Raw genomic sequence first — 16,911 nt, 5'->3', positions numbered from 1 at the left:
GGATATGACCCGCTAAAGGCTTGGCATTCCCAGGAGCGGCCTTGGGCGTCCTGGACATGCAAAGACCCCGTAGCAACTGCGGGGGCAGTTGCTACGGGGTCTTGTACGGCTTATGAAGCGGTCAGAGCTCGGAGGCCGGTACGCCGACTCCCAGGATGATGGGCTCTTCTGCGGGCGCCTTTTTGGCTGGTTCAGCAGGGGCTTTCGCCTCGTGGGCCGAGCCCTGGGGCGTCGAAGCAGTCACTTCGTGGTGCTCAACGCTTGTTTCGTTGGCTGCACCCTGGGCCCTGCTGGCGCTGCGGTTACGGCGGCCTCGACGACTCCGGGTCGCCGAAGCGGCTTCCGGATTCTGCTCGACGGCCTGTGCCGACGCTGCCGCCTTCGGGGCAGCAGCAGGTTCGCGAACAGCCGTTGCTGCCGTCTCCTGCTCCGGCGCCGCTCCGAGATGGGAGAACGCCTCGGCCAGCAGATCCAGGCTCATGGCCGGCTTGGCAGCCTGGGGTTCTTCCTGGTGCTCAACGAATGGCAAGGCGACTTCTTCGCCGCCGAAACGCAGGACCGGGGTGGAGCGTGCTTCCCGAACCGCCGCGTCATGGGCCGCTGACTCTTCGTCGTCGCTATGAACGGCGGGTTCGGCGGCGGCCGTCTGATGCGTGGAGCGGGCCAGTTCCTCTGCACGGTGAAGCTCGTCGTCGTGCAGGTGGGCGGCGTGTGCTGCGGCCGCGATCGTTGCCAACGCAGCCCTGGTGGCCTCGGCCTTTGCCTGGCGCGCAGGGTCCTGCGGTTCCGTGTGCGTCGACGTGGCGGCGGGCACGGATGGTGCGGCCTGAACCGGTGCCGGGGCTTCAGGAACAGCCTGTCCCCCACCCTTGCCACGGCGGCGCTTTCGTTCCGTTCGGGCCGCCGGTTGCTGCTGCTGCGTCTCCGTGTGCGGGCGGTGGTGCTCGGCGGCCACCACGTTGGCGCGGCGGTGCTCCACCGGCTCGTCGTGGGTCACGACGCCACGTCCGGCGCAGTGCTCGCACTGCTCGCCAAAGACCTCGAGGAGGCCGGTGCCCATGCGCTTACGCGTCATCTGGACCAAGCCCAGGGACGTGACCTCGGCAACCTGGTGCTTGGTGCGGTCGCGGCCAAGGCATTCAACCATGCGGCGCAGCACAAGATCACGGTTGGATTCCAGGACCATGTCGATGAAGTCGATGACAATGATGCCGCCGATATCGCGCAGGCGCAGCTGGCGAACTACTTCCTCGGCAGCTTCGAGGTTGTTCTTGGTGACGGTCTCTTCAAGGTTGCCGCCGCTGCCGGTGAACTTACCGGTGTTGACGTCCACTACCGTCATGGCTTCGGTGCGGTCAATGACCAATGAACCACCGGAGGGCAGGAAGACCTTGCGTTCCAGGGCCTTGTGGATCTGCTCGTCGATGCGCCAGGCAGCGAAGATGTCCTGGTCCTTGGTCCACTTTTCAAGGCGTCCCACCAGGTCGGGGGCTACGTAGGTTACGTAAGCCTCAATGGTGTCCCATGCGTCGTCGCCGGAGACGATCAACTTGGAGAAGTCTTCGTTGAAGACGTCGCGCACTACCTTGATGGTCAGGTCAGGTTCGCCGTACAGCAGTTCCGGTGCCAGGACCTTGGTTGAGGAGGCCTGCCCCTCAATGCCCTCCCACTGCGCGCGGAGGCGGTTGATGTCGTGCGTCAGCTCTTCTTCCGAGGCGCCCTCGGCCGCGGTGCGGACAATGACACCGGCGTTTTCCGGCAGGCGGTCCTTGAGGATGCGCTTGAGGCGGTTGCGTTCGACGTCCGGCAACTTGCGGGAGATACCGGTCATGGAGCCGCCCGGCACGTACACAAGGTAGCGGCCCGGCAGGGAAATCTGGCTGGTCAGGCGGGCACCCTTGTGACCCACGGGATCCTTGGTGACCTGTACCAGGACGGAGTCGCCGGACTTCAGGGCGTTCTCGATCCGGCGCGGCTGGCCTTCAAGGTTGACAGCATCCCAGTTGACTTCTCCGGCGTACAGCACGGCGTTCCGGCCGCGGCCGATGTCCACGAACGCGGCTTCCATGGAGGGCAGTACGTTCTGGACCTTGCCCAGGTACACATTCCCGATCAGGGAATCCTGTTGTGTCTTGGACACGAAGTGCTCGGCCAGGACGCCATCTTCAAGGACGCCGATCTGGATTCTGTCGTCGCGCTGGCGGACGATCATTTGGCGGTCTACCGACTCGCGACGCGCAAGGAACTCGGCTTCGGTGATGACCTGGCGGCGGCGGCCGGTTTCGCGGGACTCCCTGCGGCGCTGCTTCTTGGCTTCAAGCCGTGTGGAGCCCTTAACGCTGGTAACGCGGTTCGAGGGAGCGGTTTCCGTGATGGGCCGCGGCGCGCGGACGCGGGTCACGGTGTTGGGCGGATCATCATCCGTACCGCCGGTCAGTTCGAGATCCTGGTCACCGCGGCGGCGGCGACGGCGACGACGCGACGTGACGCCTTCTTCGAGGGCTTCCGCCGCGGGGGCTTCTTCATCCTCGGACTCGCTGGGATCCTCGGTTTCGTTCTCTTCGCGTTCGGTTCCACGCCTGCCGCGGCGGCCACGGCTCCGGCGACGACGGCGGCTGCCGGCGTCATCGATCTCGGCGTCCGCGCTGGTCTCAGCTTCTTCTTCGGATTCCTCGGCCTTCTCTTCCACGGCCGCAACGCGCGGGACGGTGGTGAGGTCCGGGGCCTGGAAGATCATGGACGTGATGGAAACAGGCTCAAGGAACAGGGACGTGGACGCCGCCGGGGTTTCCTCCTCAGCGGGGGCCTCCTCCGCAGCAGGAACCGGAGCCTCCTCAGCGGGGGTTGCCGCGTTGACCTCAGCGACAGGTTCCCCGGGCTGGGAGCCGGCATCCGGCGTCGTGGTTTCATCAGCTGCTGGCGCCTCTACCGCTTCAGCTTTCGGCTTTGCCGTACGACGACGGCGGACCGGCTTTTCCGGCGCGGGTTCGGCGGCAGCTTCTGGCTGGCTCTCAACTGCTGCGGCTTCGGGGGCACCAGCGGCTTCCTCGCCCAAGCCTGGCAGCGGCTCGGCGGGTTCAACCTTCTTGCGGGACCGGGTCCTGCGCACCGGCGCGGCGGCCGCTTCCGGGGTTTCGGTCCCCTCAACAGCGGCAGGTACTTCAGTGGCTGGCGCTTCAACCGCAGGGGCTTCCTTGGGGGCAGCCTTGCGGCGGGTCCGGGTGGTCTTCTTCGGGGCTTCCGCTGTTTCCGCGGGAGCTGCCTCGTCATTAAAGGCTACAACCTGGTCATTATCCATATGTGGCAACACTCCTGCCCCAGCAACACCGCCACATCCGGCGCCCTATGGGGCAAATATTGTCAAAACCCGCAGGCGTTGACAGAAGTCGGTAGTTTGCCTTCCGGTTCGCACCATCATTGGGGTGCGGCAGCCCTGGAAAGCCGGCGGCCCTGTCCTGAAACCCGTTGTTCTGCTGCCACAACCAGGTGCCGTCCATTGTGATGGCGGGCCCACCGAGGATCATGGGATCCGGGGCGTGCCCAGCTCATACTGGCGGTCTTGGGAACAAGTCACCGGACCGGATCCCGAATGTGGATCGAAAACCGGCCATGTTCATTCTCTCACACCCCTGCACGTTCACGGGGTAGGCCGCTGTGTCGCCATAATCCCGCACCAAGCTGGAGGCCTTGCCCAGCCTGCGGCGCTACAATCCTCCCAAGAGCCCTTCCCGGCCTTCCGGGTAACATGTCGAAAAGGATCAGATCCGCGATGCCGAGCACCGCCAGGGGAAACCTGGCCAAGAACGCCTCCACCCCGGTGGAAGAAACATCCACTCCACTCGTTGCGCTTCCCAAGACAGTGCGGGACAAGCCCTTTGCCTGGCTCCTGCTGATCACCGGAGTTATTGGCTGGTTGGCTTCCGGGGCGTTGGTCCTGGAGAAGCTCGAAGTTCTCAAGGACCCCAACCATGTCACCGTCTGCGATGTAAATCCCTGGATTTCCTGCGGCAAGGTCATGGAAACTCCCCAGAGCTCGGTGTTTGGCTTCCCCAACATGTTCATCGGGATTGTCGCGTTCGCCATCATTATCACTACAGCCATGGGGCTCCTTGCCGGTGCAAAGTTCTCCCGCTGGTACTGGTTGGGGCTGCAAACCGGAGTCACCCTGGGCTTCGCCTTCGTTGTCTGGCTGTGGTCCCAGGCCCTCTACGTCATCAACGTCCTGTGCCCGTTCTGCATGGTGGTCTGGGCCGTCATGATTCCCTTGTTCGTCTGGGTGACGATCCGGAACATCTCCACCGGGGTCATCAAAGCACCGCCGGCACTGGCCAAACTGCTGGGTGATTCCGGCTGGATCATCGTGGCGCTGCTGTACGTGGCCGTCGCCGCCACCATCTTCTTCGCGTTCCTCCACGTCTTCGCCGGGACGTCCGGCTACTAAGCCCCTCCGCGAGAAGACAGCTAAGGCCAATGTTCATCAGGAACATTGGCCTTAGCTGTCATCTCGGTGCTCTCTGGTTAACCGGCTTAACCGGCGAACCAGATCTTGATCTCGCGCTCTGCGGAGTCAACGGAATCCGAACCGTGGACCAGGTTCTGCTGGACTGCCAGTCCCCAGTCGCGGCCGAAGTCGCCACGGATGGTGCCCGGTGCAGCAGTGGTGGGGTCCGTTGTTCCAGCCAATGACCGGAAGCCTTCGATCACGCGGTGGCCTTCGAAGACGGCCGCGATGACCGGTCCGCTCAGCATGAACTCGACCAGGGGCTCATAGAACGGCTTGCCCACGTGTTCCTCGTAGTGCTGTTCCAGCAGTTCGCGGGTCGCGTTGACCTTCTTCAGCTCGGCCAGGGTGTAACCCTTCGCTTCGATCCGGGCGAGGATGGTTCCGCCCAGGTTGCGGGCGACGCCGTCGGGCTTGACCAGGACGAGGGTCCGTTCAATGCTCACAGTTGCTCCAATGTGGTTGGTTGGTCGGTGGTTTTCCCAGCCAGTTTACGGGGTTTGGGTGCCTGCTTCGTCACCGTGGGCCGCGTCCCATTCCGCCTGCTCACGGTCCCGTTGGGCCACTTCACGGTCAATGCGCATGCCAGCCCTGATCCCGTACCACCAGCAGATGGCAAACAGGATGCCGACAATGAACATGGTGGGTTCAGCGAAGCCCGTCAGGATCAGGACCAGTTGCAATGCCCAGCCGACGGCGATGCCCCAGGGCTTGGACAGCACTGCGCATGCCAGGACCAACACGACGCTCAACGCAATGCCTACGCCCAGGATGATGCCGGGGTCCACTTCACCCCGCTTCAGCCCAAAGACAGCCAGGGTGCCGAAGAACGCCACGAAGGCCTCCAGCAGGAGCACCGTGGACGCGAACATCACTTTGGTGGACCGACGCTTCTTGGGCATTCCGGGCCGCCATTCGCGCTGGGCCTTCGTCATCTTGGCCATGCTCAGGCACCGGCCTTTCCAAGCAGGATGCGGGCCTCTGCAACTACGGTGATCGATCCGGTCACCAGGACGCCACCGGCGAGGTCGTCGTTGGATTCGGCACGCTCCACAGCCCATTCGAGGGCGTCATCGAGCTTCTCCGCGATATGTACGTTGTCCTCACCAAAACCGAGGTCGACGGCGAGTTCGGCAAGTTCCGCTGCGGGAACGGCACGCGCCGAGTTGGATTGCGTGAAGCAGAATTCCTCGGCGAGTCCGCCAAGGGACTCTTTGAGGGTTTTCAGGATCTCCTCAGCGTCCTTCTCACGCAGGACGCCGACCACCACTACCAACTTGCTGAAACTGAAGGCCTCCTGGATCGCCTCGGCAGAGACACGGATTCCGTCCGGATTGTGGGCAGCGTCCACCACCACAGTGGGGGCAGTCCGCACCACTTCAAGGCGGCCAGGCGAAGTCACCGTGCCGAATGCTTCCTTCAGTACCTCGGCGTCCAGTTCCTTCTCTCCCCCGCCGAAGAATGCCTCAAGGGCAGCCACGGCAACAGCGGCGTTCTCGGCCTGGTGGGCGCCGTGCAACGGCAGCAGAAGATCCTCGTAACGACCGGCGAGTCCCTGGATGGTCAAGACCTGGCCGCCGACGGCGACGCTGCGGGATTCAACGCCGAACTCAACGCCTTCGAAGCGGAAGGGCACGTCCACTTCGCGGGCCTTTTCCAGGAGGACCTGGGCAGCGTCAACGGGCTGGGCAGCGCTCACCAGGAAGCCACCCGGCTTGATGATGCCAGCCTTTTCGTAGGCGATGTCCTCCGTGGTGTCGCCCAGCAGGTCCGTGTGGTCGAGCGAAATCGGGGTGATCACCGAGACCTGGCCGTCACCCACGTTGGTGGCATCGGTGATGCCTCCCAAGCCGACTTCAATGACTGCTACGTCCACCGGCTGGTCCGCGAAGACCGCAAAGCCAAGGATGGTCAGGCATTCGAAGTACGTCAGCCGTGGCTGGTTCTCCGCGACGAGCTCGTTGTCAACGATTTCCAGGTACGGGCGGATTTCGTCCCAGATGCGGACGAACGTCGCGTCGGGCACAGGCTCACCGTCGATACTGATGCGCTCAGTGACCTTTGACAGGTGCGGGCTGGTGTAGCGCCCCGTGCTGAGTCCGTGGGCGCGCAGACCGGCTTCGATCATGCGGGCAGTGGAGGTCTTGCCGTTGGTGCCCGTGATGTGGATGATCGGGAAGGCCTTGTTCGGTTCCCCCAGCACATCCATGGCACGGAACAGCGGCGCCAGGCGTGGTTCCATCTTGTTTTCCGGCGCCCGGCCAAGGAGTTCGGCGTAGACGCTTTCAACGGAAAATTCGTCAGTCATGATCAGGCCCCTGCCTTTGCCACGGTGACCTGCGGTTCGTCGACGCTGGCCAGCAGGACTTCGAGTTCCAATGTGAGTGTCTCGGTCTTGACCAGCTCAGCGTTGGCTTGCAGGGCGTCAACGACGTCCTGCGCGGCCTGCACAGAGGTGTGGATGCGGTCGCTGACATTCAATCCAGCGTCCTTGCGTGCCTGCTGGATGGCCCGGACCATGTCTCGGGCCAATCCCTCGGCGGCAAGTTCCGCAGTGACCTCGGTGTTCAGGACCACGAAACCGCCACCGGGTAGAACGGCAGCAGCGGCAGCACCGCCGTCGGCGGATTGGGCCACAACGGTTTCCAGGGTGTACTCGTGGGGCTCAAGCTCAAGGCCTCCAGCCACCACGACTCCATCGTTCACGGACCAGTCGCCCGACTTGGAGCCCTTGATGGCCTGCTGGACGTTCTTGCCCAGGCGGGGGCCGGCGGCACGGGCGTTAACCACGAGCTTCTGTTCGATACCGAACTCTTCCGGCGAAGCAGAGGAAGCATCCATGAGGCGCACCGAGCGCAGGTTCAGTTCATCCGCGACGACGGCGGCAAAGCCTTCCAGCGCATCCGCGCCGGGTGCCACCACAGTCAGTTCCTGCAACGGCAGGCGGACGCGAAGGTTCGCGGCTTTGCGCAGGCTCGAACCCGTGGAACAGATCTGCTGGACACGGTCCATGGCTTCGACCAGTTCCGGGTTGGACGGGAACAACGCAGCGTCTGGCCAGTCAGCCAGGTGCACCGAACGTCCGCCCGTCAGTCCGCGCCAGATCTCCTCGGAGACAAGCGGAAGCAAGGAGGCGGAGACGCGGCAGATCGCTTCGAGGGCCGTGTACAACGCGTCGAAGGCATCAACGTTCTCGTCGAAGAAGCGCTGGCGGCTGCGCCGGACGTACCAGTTGGTGAGCATGTCCAGGTAGCTGCGGAGTTCGTCGCAGGCACCTGATATGTCGTAGCTGTCCAGGCTTGCCGTGACGTTGCGCACCAGGTCCCCCGTGTTGGCCATGAGGTACTGGTCCAGCGTGTCGGAGTAGCCGTCGTAGCGCAGCTTCGCGTCGTAACCCGCACCGCCGTTGGCGGCGTTGGTATACAGCGTGAAGAAGCTGTAAACGTTCCACAGCGGCAGGATGACCTGGCGGACGCCGTCACGGATGCCCTGCTCGGTGACGATCAGGTTGCCTCCGCGGAGGATGGGGCTCGACATCAGGAACCAGCGCATCGCGTCGGAACCGTCGCGGTCCAGGACCTCGGACACGTCCGGATAGTTGCGCAGGCTCTTGGACATCTTTTGCCCATCGGAACCCAACACGATGCCGTGGCTGATGACGTTGCGGAACGCCGGCCGGTCAAACAAAGCCGTTGAAAGGATGTGGAGCATGTAGAACCAGCCACGGGTCTGGCCGATGTACTCCACGATGAAGTCTGCGGGGTTATGGGTGTCGAACCATTCCTCGTTCTGGAACGGGTAGTGGACCTGCCCGTAAGGCATCGAGCCGGAATCGAACCACACGTCCAGGACATCTTCGACGCGGCGCATGGTGGACTTGCCCGTGGGGTCGTCCGGGTTGGGCCGGGTCAGTTCATCGATGAACGGTCGGTGCAGGTCCACCTGTCCTTCGTTGTTGACCGGGAGCCGGCCAAAGTCCGCCTCAAGGTCGGCCAATGAGCCATAGACGTCGGTGCGGGGGTACTCCGGATCATCGGACTGCCACACGGGGATGGGCGAACCCCAGTACCGGTTGCGGCTGATGGACCAGTCACGCGCGTTCTCCAGCCACTTGCCGAACTGGCCGTCCTTGACGTTGCCCGGGATCCAGTTGATCTCCTGGTTCAACTCGGACATGCGGTCCTTGAACTTGGTGACTTCCACGTACCAGGAGGACACGGCGCGGTAGATCAGTGGGTTCCGGCAGCGCCAGCAGTGTGGGTAGCTGTGCTCGTAGCTGGCTTGCCGGACCAAGCGGCCGTCGGCCCGGAGGACCTGGGTGATCGGCTTGTTGGCATCGAAGACCTGGAGGCCGACGATGTCGGCAAGCCTGCCGTGGGCGAACAGCGGCAGGAATTTGGCACCTTCATCGACCGACAGGACCACGGGGATCCCGGCGTCCTCACAGACCTTCTGGTCATCTTCACCGTAGGCCGGTGCCTGGTGGACGATGCCGGTACCGTCCGTGGTGGTGACGTAGTCCGCCACGAGAACCCGCCAGGCATTTTGCGTGCCGTACTTTTCCGTGTCAGCGAAGTCATTCCACAGCGGTTCGTACTCGAGTCCTGCCAGCTCGGAGCCTGTGTAAGTGGACACGACAGCGGCAGTGGCGGCAGCAGCGTCGTCGTATCCCAGATCCTTGGCGTAGGACCCCACGAGATCAGCGGCGAGCAGGAAATTGCCGGATACCGGTGCCTCGGCGGAAGCAGCCTTCACGCCGTTGGGTCCGGCAGGCAAGACAGCGTAGGAGATGTCAGGCCCGACGGCGAGCGCTGCGTTGGTGGGCAGCGTCCAGGGCGTCGTGGTCCAGGCGAGCGCCTGTACACCTTCGAGGTCCTTGGAAAGCGCGGAGCCGTTGGCCTTGATGGGGAACGTGACCGTGACTGTTTGGTCCTGGCGGTTCTTGTAGACGTCGTCGTCCATGCGGAGCTCATGGTTGGACAGCGGCGTCTCGTCTTTCCAGCAGTACGGAAGGACGCGGTAGCCGTTGTAGGTCAGGCCCTTCTCGTGCAGCTGCTTGAAAGCCCAGAGGACCGACTCCATGTACTCGACGTTGAGGGTCTTGTAGTCGTTCTCGAAGTCCACCCAGCGGGCCTGGCGTGTGACGTAGGCCTTCCATTCGTTGGCGTACTTCATGACGGAGGCACGGCAGGCGTCGTTGAACTTGTCGATGCCCATGGCTTCGATTTGGGTCTTGTCCGTCATGCCGAGCTGCTTCATGGCTTCAAGCTCTGCGGGGAGCCCGTGGGTGTCCCAGCCGAAGCGGCGTTCCACGCGCTTGCCGCGCTGGGTCTGGTAGCGGCCTACGAGGTCCTTGGCGTAGCCCGTGAGCAGGTGGCCGTAGTGGGGCAGGCCGTTGGCGAAGGGAGGGCCGTCGTAAAAGACGAACTCGTTGCTGCCATCCTTACCGGCATCGCGCTGGTCGATGCTGGCCTGGAAGGTGCCGTCTTCGTCCCAGTATTTGAGGATGCGCTCTTCGATCTCCGGGAACTTCACGGAAGCGGACACGCCGTGCGTGCCGGAAGAAGACGCTGAGGCCTTGGGGTAGTGGGTCATCTCATATCCTGTGATAGCTGGTTGACTGTCAGGATGCGAGGACGGCTCCTGTGCCGCTTGTCAGCGACACGGGTACCGCGGTACCACCTCACTTACCGGAACACGGGGCTCCGGCCTCTCATTACTGCTGTGACGGGCTTACCCGTCCGGTTCTACTGGGCAGTGGCCGCCGCGTGGGCGGCCTGTGCTGTTCTTCCGGAAGCTCACCGGTGATGGCCGGGTCAAAGCTTGTCCTCCAAGTCTAGCGGCAGCCGGGGTCCTTGCTCTACCTGGCAGTTTCCCCCCTGATAGGCGGCCGTGCGCCGCGCGTGAATAGACTCGGACCCATGACGCATCCCGCTGCTGCCGTTCCGGATACCCGCCCCGCTCGACGACGACGGCCTTCCCTTGCGTGGTCTGTGCTGGCATTGCTCCTGGTGCTTCCCGTAGCGGGACTGTCCATCTTCCGCGCTGTTCCCGTTGAGTGGCCTTTACCGGTAGTCCAGCTGCTGTCCTTCACCCCGTGGATGGTGCCGCCGATGGTGCTGGCAGTGCTCCTCGCCGTGCCGGGGCGCCGCCCCTGGGTGATGGTCACCACCACGGTCCTGCTTGCCGCACAGTTGTTCTGGCTTTTTCCCTTTGATGCGGGCAAGCCGGAGACATTGTCCGCAGGGACTCCTGCGGCCCAGGTCAAGGTCATGAGCCTGAACTCCGAGTACGGCGAGGCAGACGCCGCCACGATCGTGTCGTTGGTCCGCGACAACGGCGTCCAGCTGTTGGCGGTCCAGGAGTTCACGCGAGGACTGGAAGACCGCCTGCGCTCCGAGGGCCTGGAGAAGTTACTGCCCCAGCACCTCAGCAAACCCAATGACGACGCCTCGGGCGGAGCGGTGTATTCCGTGTTTCCTTTGGAGGCCGAAGGACAGCTGCCTGACACTCCGTTCACCATGGACGTCACGCGCGTCCTCGTGGCCGATCCCGCGTCGGGTTCCAAGGCCACTTTGCACGTGACCAATGTGCACACCCTTCCACCCGTGGATGAGCGCATAGCCCAATGGCGGAGCGACCTTGGGAAGATCGCTCGCCAGGCCGCCCGGCCCGGCAACCAACTGCTCATGGGTGATTACAACTCAACCTATGACCACTCGGAGTTCCGGGCCGTGCTGGACTCCGGACCGAACGGACGCAAACTCGTCGATGCAGGGACCGCCGCCGGTGCCCGGTTCTCCCCTACGTGGCCCATGGAAGGTCCGCCGCTGCCGGGGATCGTCATCGACCATATGGTGACAACGTCCCGGATCAGCAGCAGCGACTACTCGGTCAGACAGGTTCCCGGCAGTGACCACGCAGCCATCATGGCCACGCTCAGCGTCCCTGCGGGCTAACTCGTTCCTTACCCGCTAAGCCGTCGCTGGCTTGCAACGGTTTGGCGGGCCGGCGACGGTTTAGGCCTGGTTCCGGATCAGTTTGTGGTTCGCGGCCTGGGCTACCGGGCGGACCACAATCTGGTCGAGGTTGATGTGGTGCGGCAGGGAGACGGCGTACTTCACGACGTCGGCCACGTCGGCGGCGGTCAGGGGTTTCTCGACACCCTCGTAGACCTTGGCGGCCGCGTCCTTGTCGCCCAAGCGGTTGAGGGCGAATTCCTCCGTGTGCACAAGTCCTGGAGCTACCTCTATGACCCGGACGTTGTTGCCAACCTCTTCCAGGCGGAGGGCATTGGTCATGGCGTGCTGGGCAAACTTTGCTGCGTTGTAGCCCGCACCGCCTTCGTAGGCGGACAGTCCGGCTGTCGAGGTCAGGTTGAGGACAGTTCCTTCGCCGTTGTCGCGCAGCATCGGCAGGAACGCCCGCGTGATTTTCATGGTGCCCAGGACGTTTACCTGGTACATCCAGTCCCAGTCCTCCGTGTCGGCGTTCGCGATGATGTCGGCGCCACGGGCACCACCGGCGATGTTAATGAGGGTGTCCGCACCTCCGGCTTCGGTGACGGCCGCGAGCAAGGCCGCAACGTCGTCGTCGACCGTGATGTCAGCCGGGAACGGCACGGCGCCGGTTTCGGCACCCAGGGCGCCAAGGCGGTCAGCCCTGCGTGCCACCGCGAAGACCTTCCAGCCCGTGGAAGCCAACGCCCTCACGGTGGCTTCGCCGATGCCGGTGCTCGCCCCCGTAACGACGGCGGTTTTGTTCTGGACTGCGGGGGTCTGGTGTGCTGCCAAAGTCATGGCACTACCCTATCGGGCGTGCGGAGGCACCGGACGGCGGGTTGTAACGCCGGGCCATGAAACAATTGGTCCATGGCTGAATCAACGCAGGGTACAGACACGCCCGCCACCGCCCCCATTAATGTTCCCGACAAGCCGGCCCTTGAAGGCCTCGAGGCTGCCTTGGCGCAGCGCTGGCTTGAAGAGGGAACCTACAAGTTCAATCCGGACACCACCCGGGATCAGGTCTATTCAATCGACACTCCCCCGCCGACGGCTTCCGGCTCGCTCCACGTGGGCCACATGTTCTCCTTCACCCAGACCGACGTCCAGGCCCGCTACATGCGAATGACGGGCAAGAACGTCTTCTACCCCATGGGCTGGGATGACAACGGGCTGCCAACCGAGCGCCGCGTCCAGAACTACTACGGTGTGCGCTGCGATCCCGCCATCCCGTACAAGGCTGACTACACTCCCCCGGCACAGCCGGCCAAGAACCAGCGCGATTTCGACGTCGTTTCGCGCCAGAACTTCATCGAACTGTGCGAGGAACTCGCCGTTGAGGACGAGAAGGTCTTCGAAAACCTGTTCCAGACCCTCGGCCTGTCCGTGGACTGGGACCTGACCTACCGCACCATTGACGACACCTCCCGCGCGGTGTCCCAGCGCGCCTTCCTGGCCAACCTGGCTGCAGGCGACGCCTATATGGCCGAGGCACCCACCCTGTGGGACGTAACCTTCCGTACCGCTGTGGCGCAGGCCGAGCTCGAGGACCGCGAAGTCGCCGGCGCCTACTACCGCTACCCCTTCTTCACCGAAGACGGCGAAAAGATCTTCATCGAGACCACCCGCCCGGAACTGCTTGCTGCCTGCGCAGCTCTTGTGGCAAACCCCGACGACGAGCGGTACCAGCCGCTGTTCGGCAAGACAGTAAAGTCTCCGCTCTTCGACGTGGAGCTTGAGGTCAAGGCCCACCCGCTCGCCAAGGCGGACAAGGGTTCCGGCATCGCCATGGTCTGCACGTTCGGTGACCTGACCGACGTCACCTGGTGGCGTGAACTCCAGCTCCCCACGCGAGCCATCATGGGCCGCGACGGCAGGATCATCGCCGACACCCCGGAGTGGATCAATACCGAAGCCGGCAAGGAAGCCTACGCAGCCATCGCCGGCAAGACCGCTTTCTCCGCCAAGGAAGCCGTGGTGGAACTGCTCAAGGCCGCCGATCTGCTCGATGGCGAACCCAAGAAGATCACCCACCCTGTGAACTTCTTCGAGAAGGGCGACAAGCCCCTCGAAGTGGTGACGTCCCGTCAGTGGTACATCCGCAACGGTGGCCGCGACGAGGAACGCCGGGAACGGCTGATCGGCCGTGGCCAGGAGATCACCTTCCACCCGGCCTTCATGCGCTCCCGCTACGAAAACTGGATCGCCGGCCTGAACGGCGACTGGCTCGTATCGCGCCAGCGATTCTTCGGTGTGCCCATCCCCGTCTGGTACCCGCTGGACGCCCAGGGCAACCCGGACTACGACAACCCCATCCTGCCGTCTGACGACATGCTGCCGGTGGACCCCGCCGCAGACGCCGCTCCCGGCTTCGAGGAATCGCAGCGCGACCAGGCCAACGGCTTTACGGGTGATGCAGACGTCCTTGACACCTGGGCCACGTCCTCTCTCACCCCGCAGATTGTGGGCGGTTGGAGCCGGGACGAGGACCTGTTCGCCAAGGTCTACCCCTTCGACCTCCGTCCCCAGGGCCACGACATCATCCGCACCTGGCTGTTCTCCTCGGCCGTCCGTGCGGATGCCTTGCAGAAGAGCGCCCCCTGGAAGCATGCGGCCATTTCCGGCTGGATCCTGGACCCGGACCGTAAGAAGATGTCCAAGTCCAAGGGCAACGTTGTGGTGCCCACGGATGTGCTCAACGAGTACGGCTCTGACGCTGTCCGTTATTGGGCTGCGTCGGCCAAGCTGGGCGCCGACACCGCGTACGAGATCGCCCAGATGAAGATCGGCCGTCGCCTGGCCATCAAGCTGCTCAACGCCTCGAAGTTCGTGCTGAACCTCGGCGCCACGGAAAATTCGGTGGTCACCTCCGATCTTTCCGTGCTGACCAACCCGCTGGACCGCGCGCTGCTCGCCCAACTGTCCGACGTCGTTGCCCAGTCAACCAAGGCGTTCGAGAATTACGACTACGCCCGCGCGCTCCAGATCACGGAATCGTTCTTCTGGCAGTTCACGGACGACTACGTGGAGCTCATCAAGGACCGCGCCTATGGTGCGGCCGGGGAAGCCGAGCAGGCCTCCGTGCTGGCAGCGTTGGCAACCACCCTGGACGCACTCCTGCGCTTGTTTGCACCCTTCCTGCCCTTCGCCACCGAAGAGGTTTGGGGATGGTGGCGCACCGGATCGGTGCACCGTGCACAGTGGCCCGCCGCCGTGGAAATCACCGACGGCGACACCACCATGCTCAGCACCGTGGGTGTAGCCCTCAGCGGCATCCGCAAAGCCAAGTCCGAGGCCAAGGTCAAGCAGCGCACCGAAGTGCTCTCTGCCACCATCAGCGCTCCTGAGGTACTGGTAGCCCAGTTGAAGGCCGGCCTCGGCGACCTGAAGGCGGCTGCCAATGCCAAGGAAATCACGCTGCAGTCCGGCGAAGGCGACCTAGCCGTCAGTGATGTTGTCCTGGCACCCGCGGAGGACGTTACAGCGTCCTAGCAGCCAGGATCCGCGTTAGCGGCATCGTGCCCGTTTTGGGCAAAGGGGAAGCCCCATCAGCGTTTTGCCGTTGGTGGGGCTTCGACTTTTCGGCTGCTTGGTGACGGCTTGGCAGTCTGGCGGAATCCTTGGAATTTCAGGTCTTCCTACCTCGTCACTGGTAGCTTGCTTCCAACTTCGCCAAAGGCTGCGTTGGTTGCATATCACTGAATCTTTGGTTTCCGTGTCCCTCTTCTTTCGAAGTGGGTAAGAACAATTGTTGTCCCGCTGCGGGCGATGCACAAGGCCTTCGGAAGAACTACAGGACTGTAGTTCTTCCGAAGGCTTTCTGCTCCCTTTTTCCTGCGGGTTCGCCCTGCCATGTGGCAGAGTATGACCATGCCGGAACTCCCCGAAGTGCACGGGCTGTGCATGTACTTGGACACCCAACTCCATGGCGCCGTGCTCACCGAGGTCCGCATTAACTCGTTCTCGGCGCTCAAGACAGCCGACCCGCCCTATAGCGCCCTCGAAGGCAGGACCGTTCAAGGTGTCCGCCGCATCGGGAAGTTCGTGTGCATCGATGTCGAAGGCCTGTTCTTCGTGTTCCACCTGGCGAAGGCCGGCTGGGTGCGCTACACGGAGCACCCATCATCTGCCGGACTGCGCATGGGGAAAAGCAACATCGCGGCGCGACTGCTGCTTCACCGGCCTTCCGACGACGCGCACATCGGCTTGGATCTGACCGAAGCCGGAACCAAGAAGAGCCTGGCTATCTACGTGGTCAAGGATCCCCATGACGTACCGGGTATCGCTACCCTGGGGCCCGAGCCGCTCAGCCCGGACTTCGACGTCGACACTTTCGCAGCCATCCTCGCGTCCAGTTCTCAACAGATCAAAGGGCTGCTCCGCAGCCAGGGCGTCATTGCTGGAATCGGGAACGCCTACAGCGACGAAATCCTCCACGCCGCCAAGATCTCTCCCTTCGCAAGCGCGAAGTCACTTGACCAGGCGACCGTGGCGCGACTCTATGCCTCCATGCAGGAAGTCCTGGTTGGTGCCGTCAACGCCGCGGCCGGCAAGCCATCCAGTGAACTCAAAGACACCAAGCGGAGCAATTTCCGTGTGCACGCAAGGACAGGACAACCGTGCCCGGTCTGTGGGGATACAGTCAGGGAGGTGTCCTTCGCGGACACCTCCCTGCAGTATTGCGCTACGTGCCAGACCAACGGCAAGATCCTCGCCGACCGGAGGACATCACGGTTCCTGAAGTAGCTGGATTATTTCCGGCTAGCTGAATTCGGGGCTTTCCGAGCGGCTGCGCTTCAGCTCGAAGAAGTGTGGGTAGTCAGCCAAAGTGACCGTGGCGTCCCACAACTTACCGGCCACTTCGCCGCGCGGGATCCGGGTAAGGACCGGGCCGAAGAAAGCTGTTCCGTTGAACGCGACCACCGGGGTACCCACGTCCTGGCCGACCAGGGAAATACCGGCCTCGTGGCTTTCGCGGAGCTTGGCGTCGTACTCGTCCGAGCCCGCGAAGCGTGCCAGATCTGCTGGCAGCCCTACCTCGGCCAAGGCCTTCTGGATGACCGACGCGCGGTCTTTGTTGCCCTCATGGTGGATCTGCTCCCCCATGGCGTCATAGAGGGGCTTGACGTAGCTGTCGCCGTGGAGTTCCTGGGCGGCGATGATGACGCGGACAGGTCCCCAGCTGTCATCCATCATGGTCCGGTACTCATCAGGCAGGTCACGGCCTTCGTTGAGGACCGAGAGGCTCATGACATGCCATTCAGTCTCAATTCCACGAACCTGCTCCACTTCCCCGATCCAGCGTGACGTGATCCACGCGAACGGGCAGACGGGGTCGAACCAGAAATCAGCTTTATTGGCAGTCTGTTCGGGCACAGGGAACTCCTCGGAAAGGTGGGAAGGTGGTTG

The 16,911-nt window shown here is 63.4% G+C and carries 11 protein-coding genes; 4 read left to right on the top strand and 7 right to left on the bottom strand.

Annotated features, from left to right (window positions below; translation table 11 throughout):
- Positions 1-121: 121 nt before the first annotated feature.
- Positions 122-3,298: an Rne/Rng family ribonuclease gene (locus J2Y68_RS00325; protein WP_309988332.1), complete on the bottom strand. Its 3,177-nt coding sequence runs from the start codon at positions 3,296-3,298 to the stop codon at positions 122-124.
- A 471-nt stretch (positions 3,299-3,769) separates the two neighbouring features.
- Between J2Y68_RS00325 and J2Y68_RS00320 the strand changes: the two genes are divergently transcribed.
- Positions 3,770-4,441: a vitamin K epoxide reductase family protein gene (locus tag J2Y68_RS00320; RefSeq protein ID WP_309988329.1), complete on the top strand. Its 672-nt coding sequence runs from the start codon at positions 3,770-3,772 to the stop codon at positions 4,439-4,441.
- Between the two features lie 86 nt (positions 4,442-4,527).
- Here the strand turns inward: J2Y68_RS00320 and ndk are convergent, their stop codons facing one another.
- Genes ndk through ileS form a run of 4 tightly spaced genes read right to left on the bottom strand, consistent with a single transcriptional unit; the run spans position 4,528 to position 10,096 of the window.
- A complete protein-coding gene (gene ndk / locus J2Y68_RS00315; RefSeq protein WP_309988327.1) occupies positions 4,528-4,947 on the bottom strand; it encodes a nucleoside-diphosphate kinase in 420 nt (139 codons plus the stop codon).
- 45 nt (positions 4,948-4,992) lie between these two features.
- Positions 4,993-5,445, bottom strand: a complete 453-nt coding sequence (locus tag J2Y68_RS00310; protein ID WP_309988325.1) for a DUF4233 domain-containing protein — start codon at positions 5,443-5,445, stop codon at positions 4,993-4,995.
- 2 nt (positions 5,446-5,447) lie between these two features.
- Positions 5,448-6,809, bottom strand: a complete 1,362-nt coding sequence (locus J2Y68_RS00305; protein WP_309988322.1) for a bifunctional folylpolyglutamate synthase/dihydrofolate synthase — start codon at positions 6,807-6,809, stop codon at positions 5,448-5,450.
- A gap of 2 nt (positions 6,810-6,811) precedes the next feature.
- Positions 6,812-10,096: an isoleucine--tRNA ligase gene (gene ileS, locus J2Y68_RS00300; protein ID WP_309988320.1), complete on the bottom strand. Its 3,285-nt coding sequence runs from the start codon at positions 10,094-10,096 to the stop codon at positions 6,812-6,814.
- 326 nt (positions 10,097-10,422) lie between these two features.
- Here ileS and J2Y68_RS00295 point away from each other — a divergent pair, with 326 nt between their 5' ends.
- Entirely contained in the window at positions 10,423-11,460 is a 1,038-nt protein-coding gene (locus J2Y68_RS00295; RefSeq protein WP_309988317.1) for an endonuclease/exonuclease/phosphatase family protein, read from the top strand.
- 60 nt (positions 11,461-11,520) lie between these two features.
- Here J2Y68_RS00295 and J2Y68_RS00290 read toward each other — a convergent pair whose 3' ends face one another.
- On the bottom strand, positions 11,521-12,300 hold the full coding sequence (locus J2Y68_RS00290; protein ID WP_257367930.1) for an SDR family oxidoreductase: 780 nt from the start codon (positions 12,298-12,300) through the stop codon (positions 11,521-11,523).
- 72 nt (positions 12,301-12,372) lie between these two features.
- Between J2Y68_RS00290 and valS the strand changes: the two genes are divergently transcribed.
- Positions 12,373-14,994 (top strand): valine--tRNA ligase, encoded by a 2,622-nt coding sequence (valS, locus tag J2Y68_RS00285; protein ID WP_309988314.1) that lies wholly within the window; start codon positions 12,373-12,375, stop codon positions 14,992-14,994.
- A 378-nt stretch (positions 14,995-15,372) separates the two neighbouring features.
- Complete coding sequence (locus tag J2Y68_RS00280; protein WP_309988311.1) at positions 15,373-16,248, top strand: Fpg/Nei family DNA glycosylase; 876 nt, start codon at positions 15,373-15,375, stop codon at positions 16,246-16,248.
- A 15-nt stretch (positions 16,249-16,263) separates the two neighbouring features.
- Here J2Y68_RS00280 and J2Y68_RS00275 read toward each other — a convergent pair whose 3' ends face one another.
- Complete coding sequence (locus J2Y68_RS00275) at positions 16,264-16,878, bottom strand: mycothiol-dependent nitroreductase Rv2466c family protein (protein ID WP_309988308.1); 615 nt, start codon at positions 16,876-16,878, stop codon at positions 16,264-16,266.
- Between the last annotated feature and the right edge of the window lie 33 nt (positions 16,879-16,911).

Source organism: Paenarthrobacter nitroguajacolicus, assembly GCF_031455195.1.
Taxonomy (GTDB): Bacteria; Actinomycetota; Actinomycetes; order Actinomycetales; family Micrococcaceae; genus Arthrobacter; species Arthrobacter nitroguajacolicus_D.
The sequence above is the reverse complement of the archived record's forward strand: the minus strand, read 5'-3'. Positions and strand labels throughout refer to the sequence as shown.

Bases quoted from the DNA above. Each gene is read 5' to 3' on its own strand.
- J2Y68_RS00305 (WP_309988322.1), bottom strand. From the start codon at position 6,809: ATGACTGACGAATTTTCCGTTGAAAGCGTCTACGCCGAACTCCTTGGC.
- valS (WP_309988314.1), top strand. From the start codon at position 12,373: ATGGCTGAATCAACGCAGGGTACAGACACGCCCGCCACCGCCCCCATT.
- J2Y68_RS00290 (WP_257367930.1), bottom strand. From the start codon at position 12,300: ATGACTTTGGCAGCACACCAGACCCCCGCAGTCCAGAACAAAACCGCC.
- J2Y68_RS00295 (WP_309988317.1), top strand. From the start codon at position 10,423: ATGACGCATCCCGCTGCTGCCGTTCCGGATACCCGCCCCGCTCGACGA.
- J2Y68_RS00310 (WP_309988325.1), bottom strand. From the start codon at position 5,445: ATGGCCAAGATGACGAAGGCCCAGCGCGAATGGCGGCCCGGAATGCCC.
- J2Y68_RS00325 (WP_309988332.1), bottom strand. From the start codon at position 3,298: ATGGATAATGACCAGGTTGTAGCCTTTAATGACGAGGCAGCTCCCGCG.
- ileS (WP_309988320.1), bottom strand. From the start codon at position 10,096: ATGACCCACTACCCCAAGGCCTCAGCGTCTTCTTCCGGCACGCACGGC.
- J2Y68_RS00320 (WP_309988329.1), top strand. From the start codon at position 3,770: ATGCCGAGCACCGCCAGGGGAAACCTGGCCAAGAACGCCTCCACCCCG.
- J2Y68_RS00280 (WP_309988311.1), top strand. From the start codon at position 15,373: ATGCCGGAACTCCCCGAAGTGCACGGGCTGTGCATGTACTTGGACACC.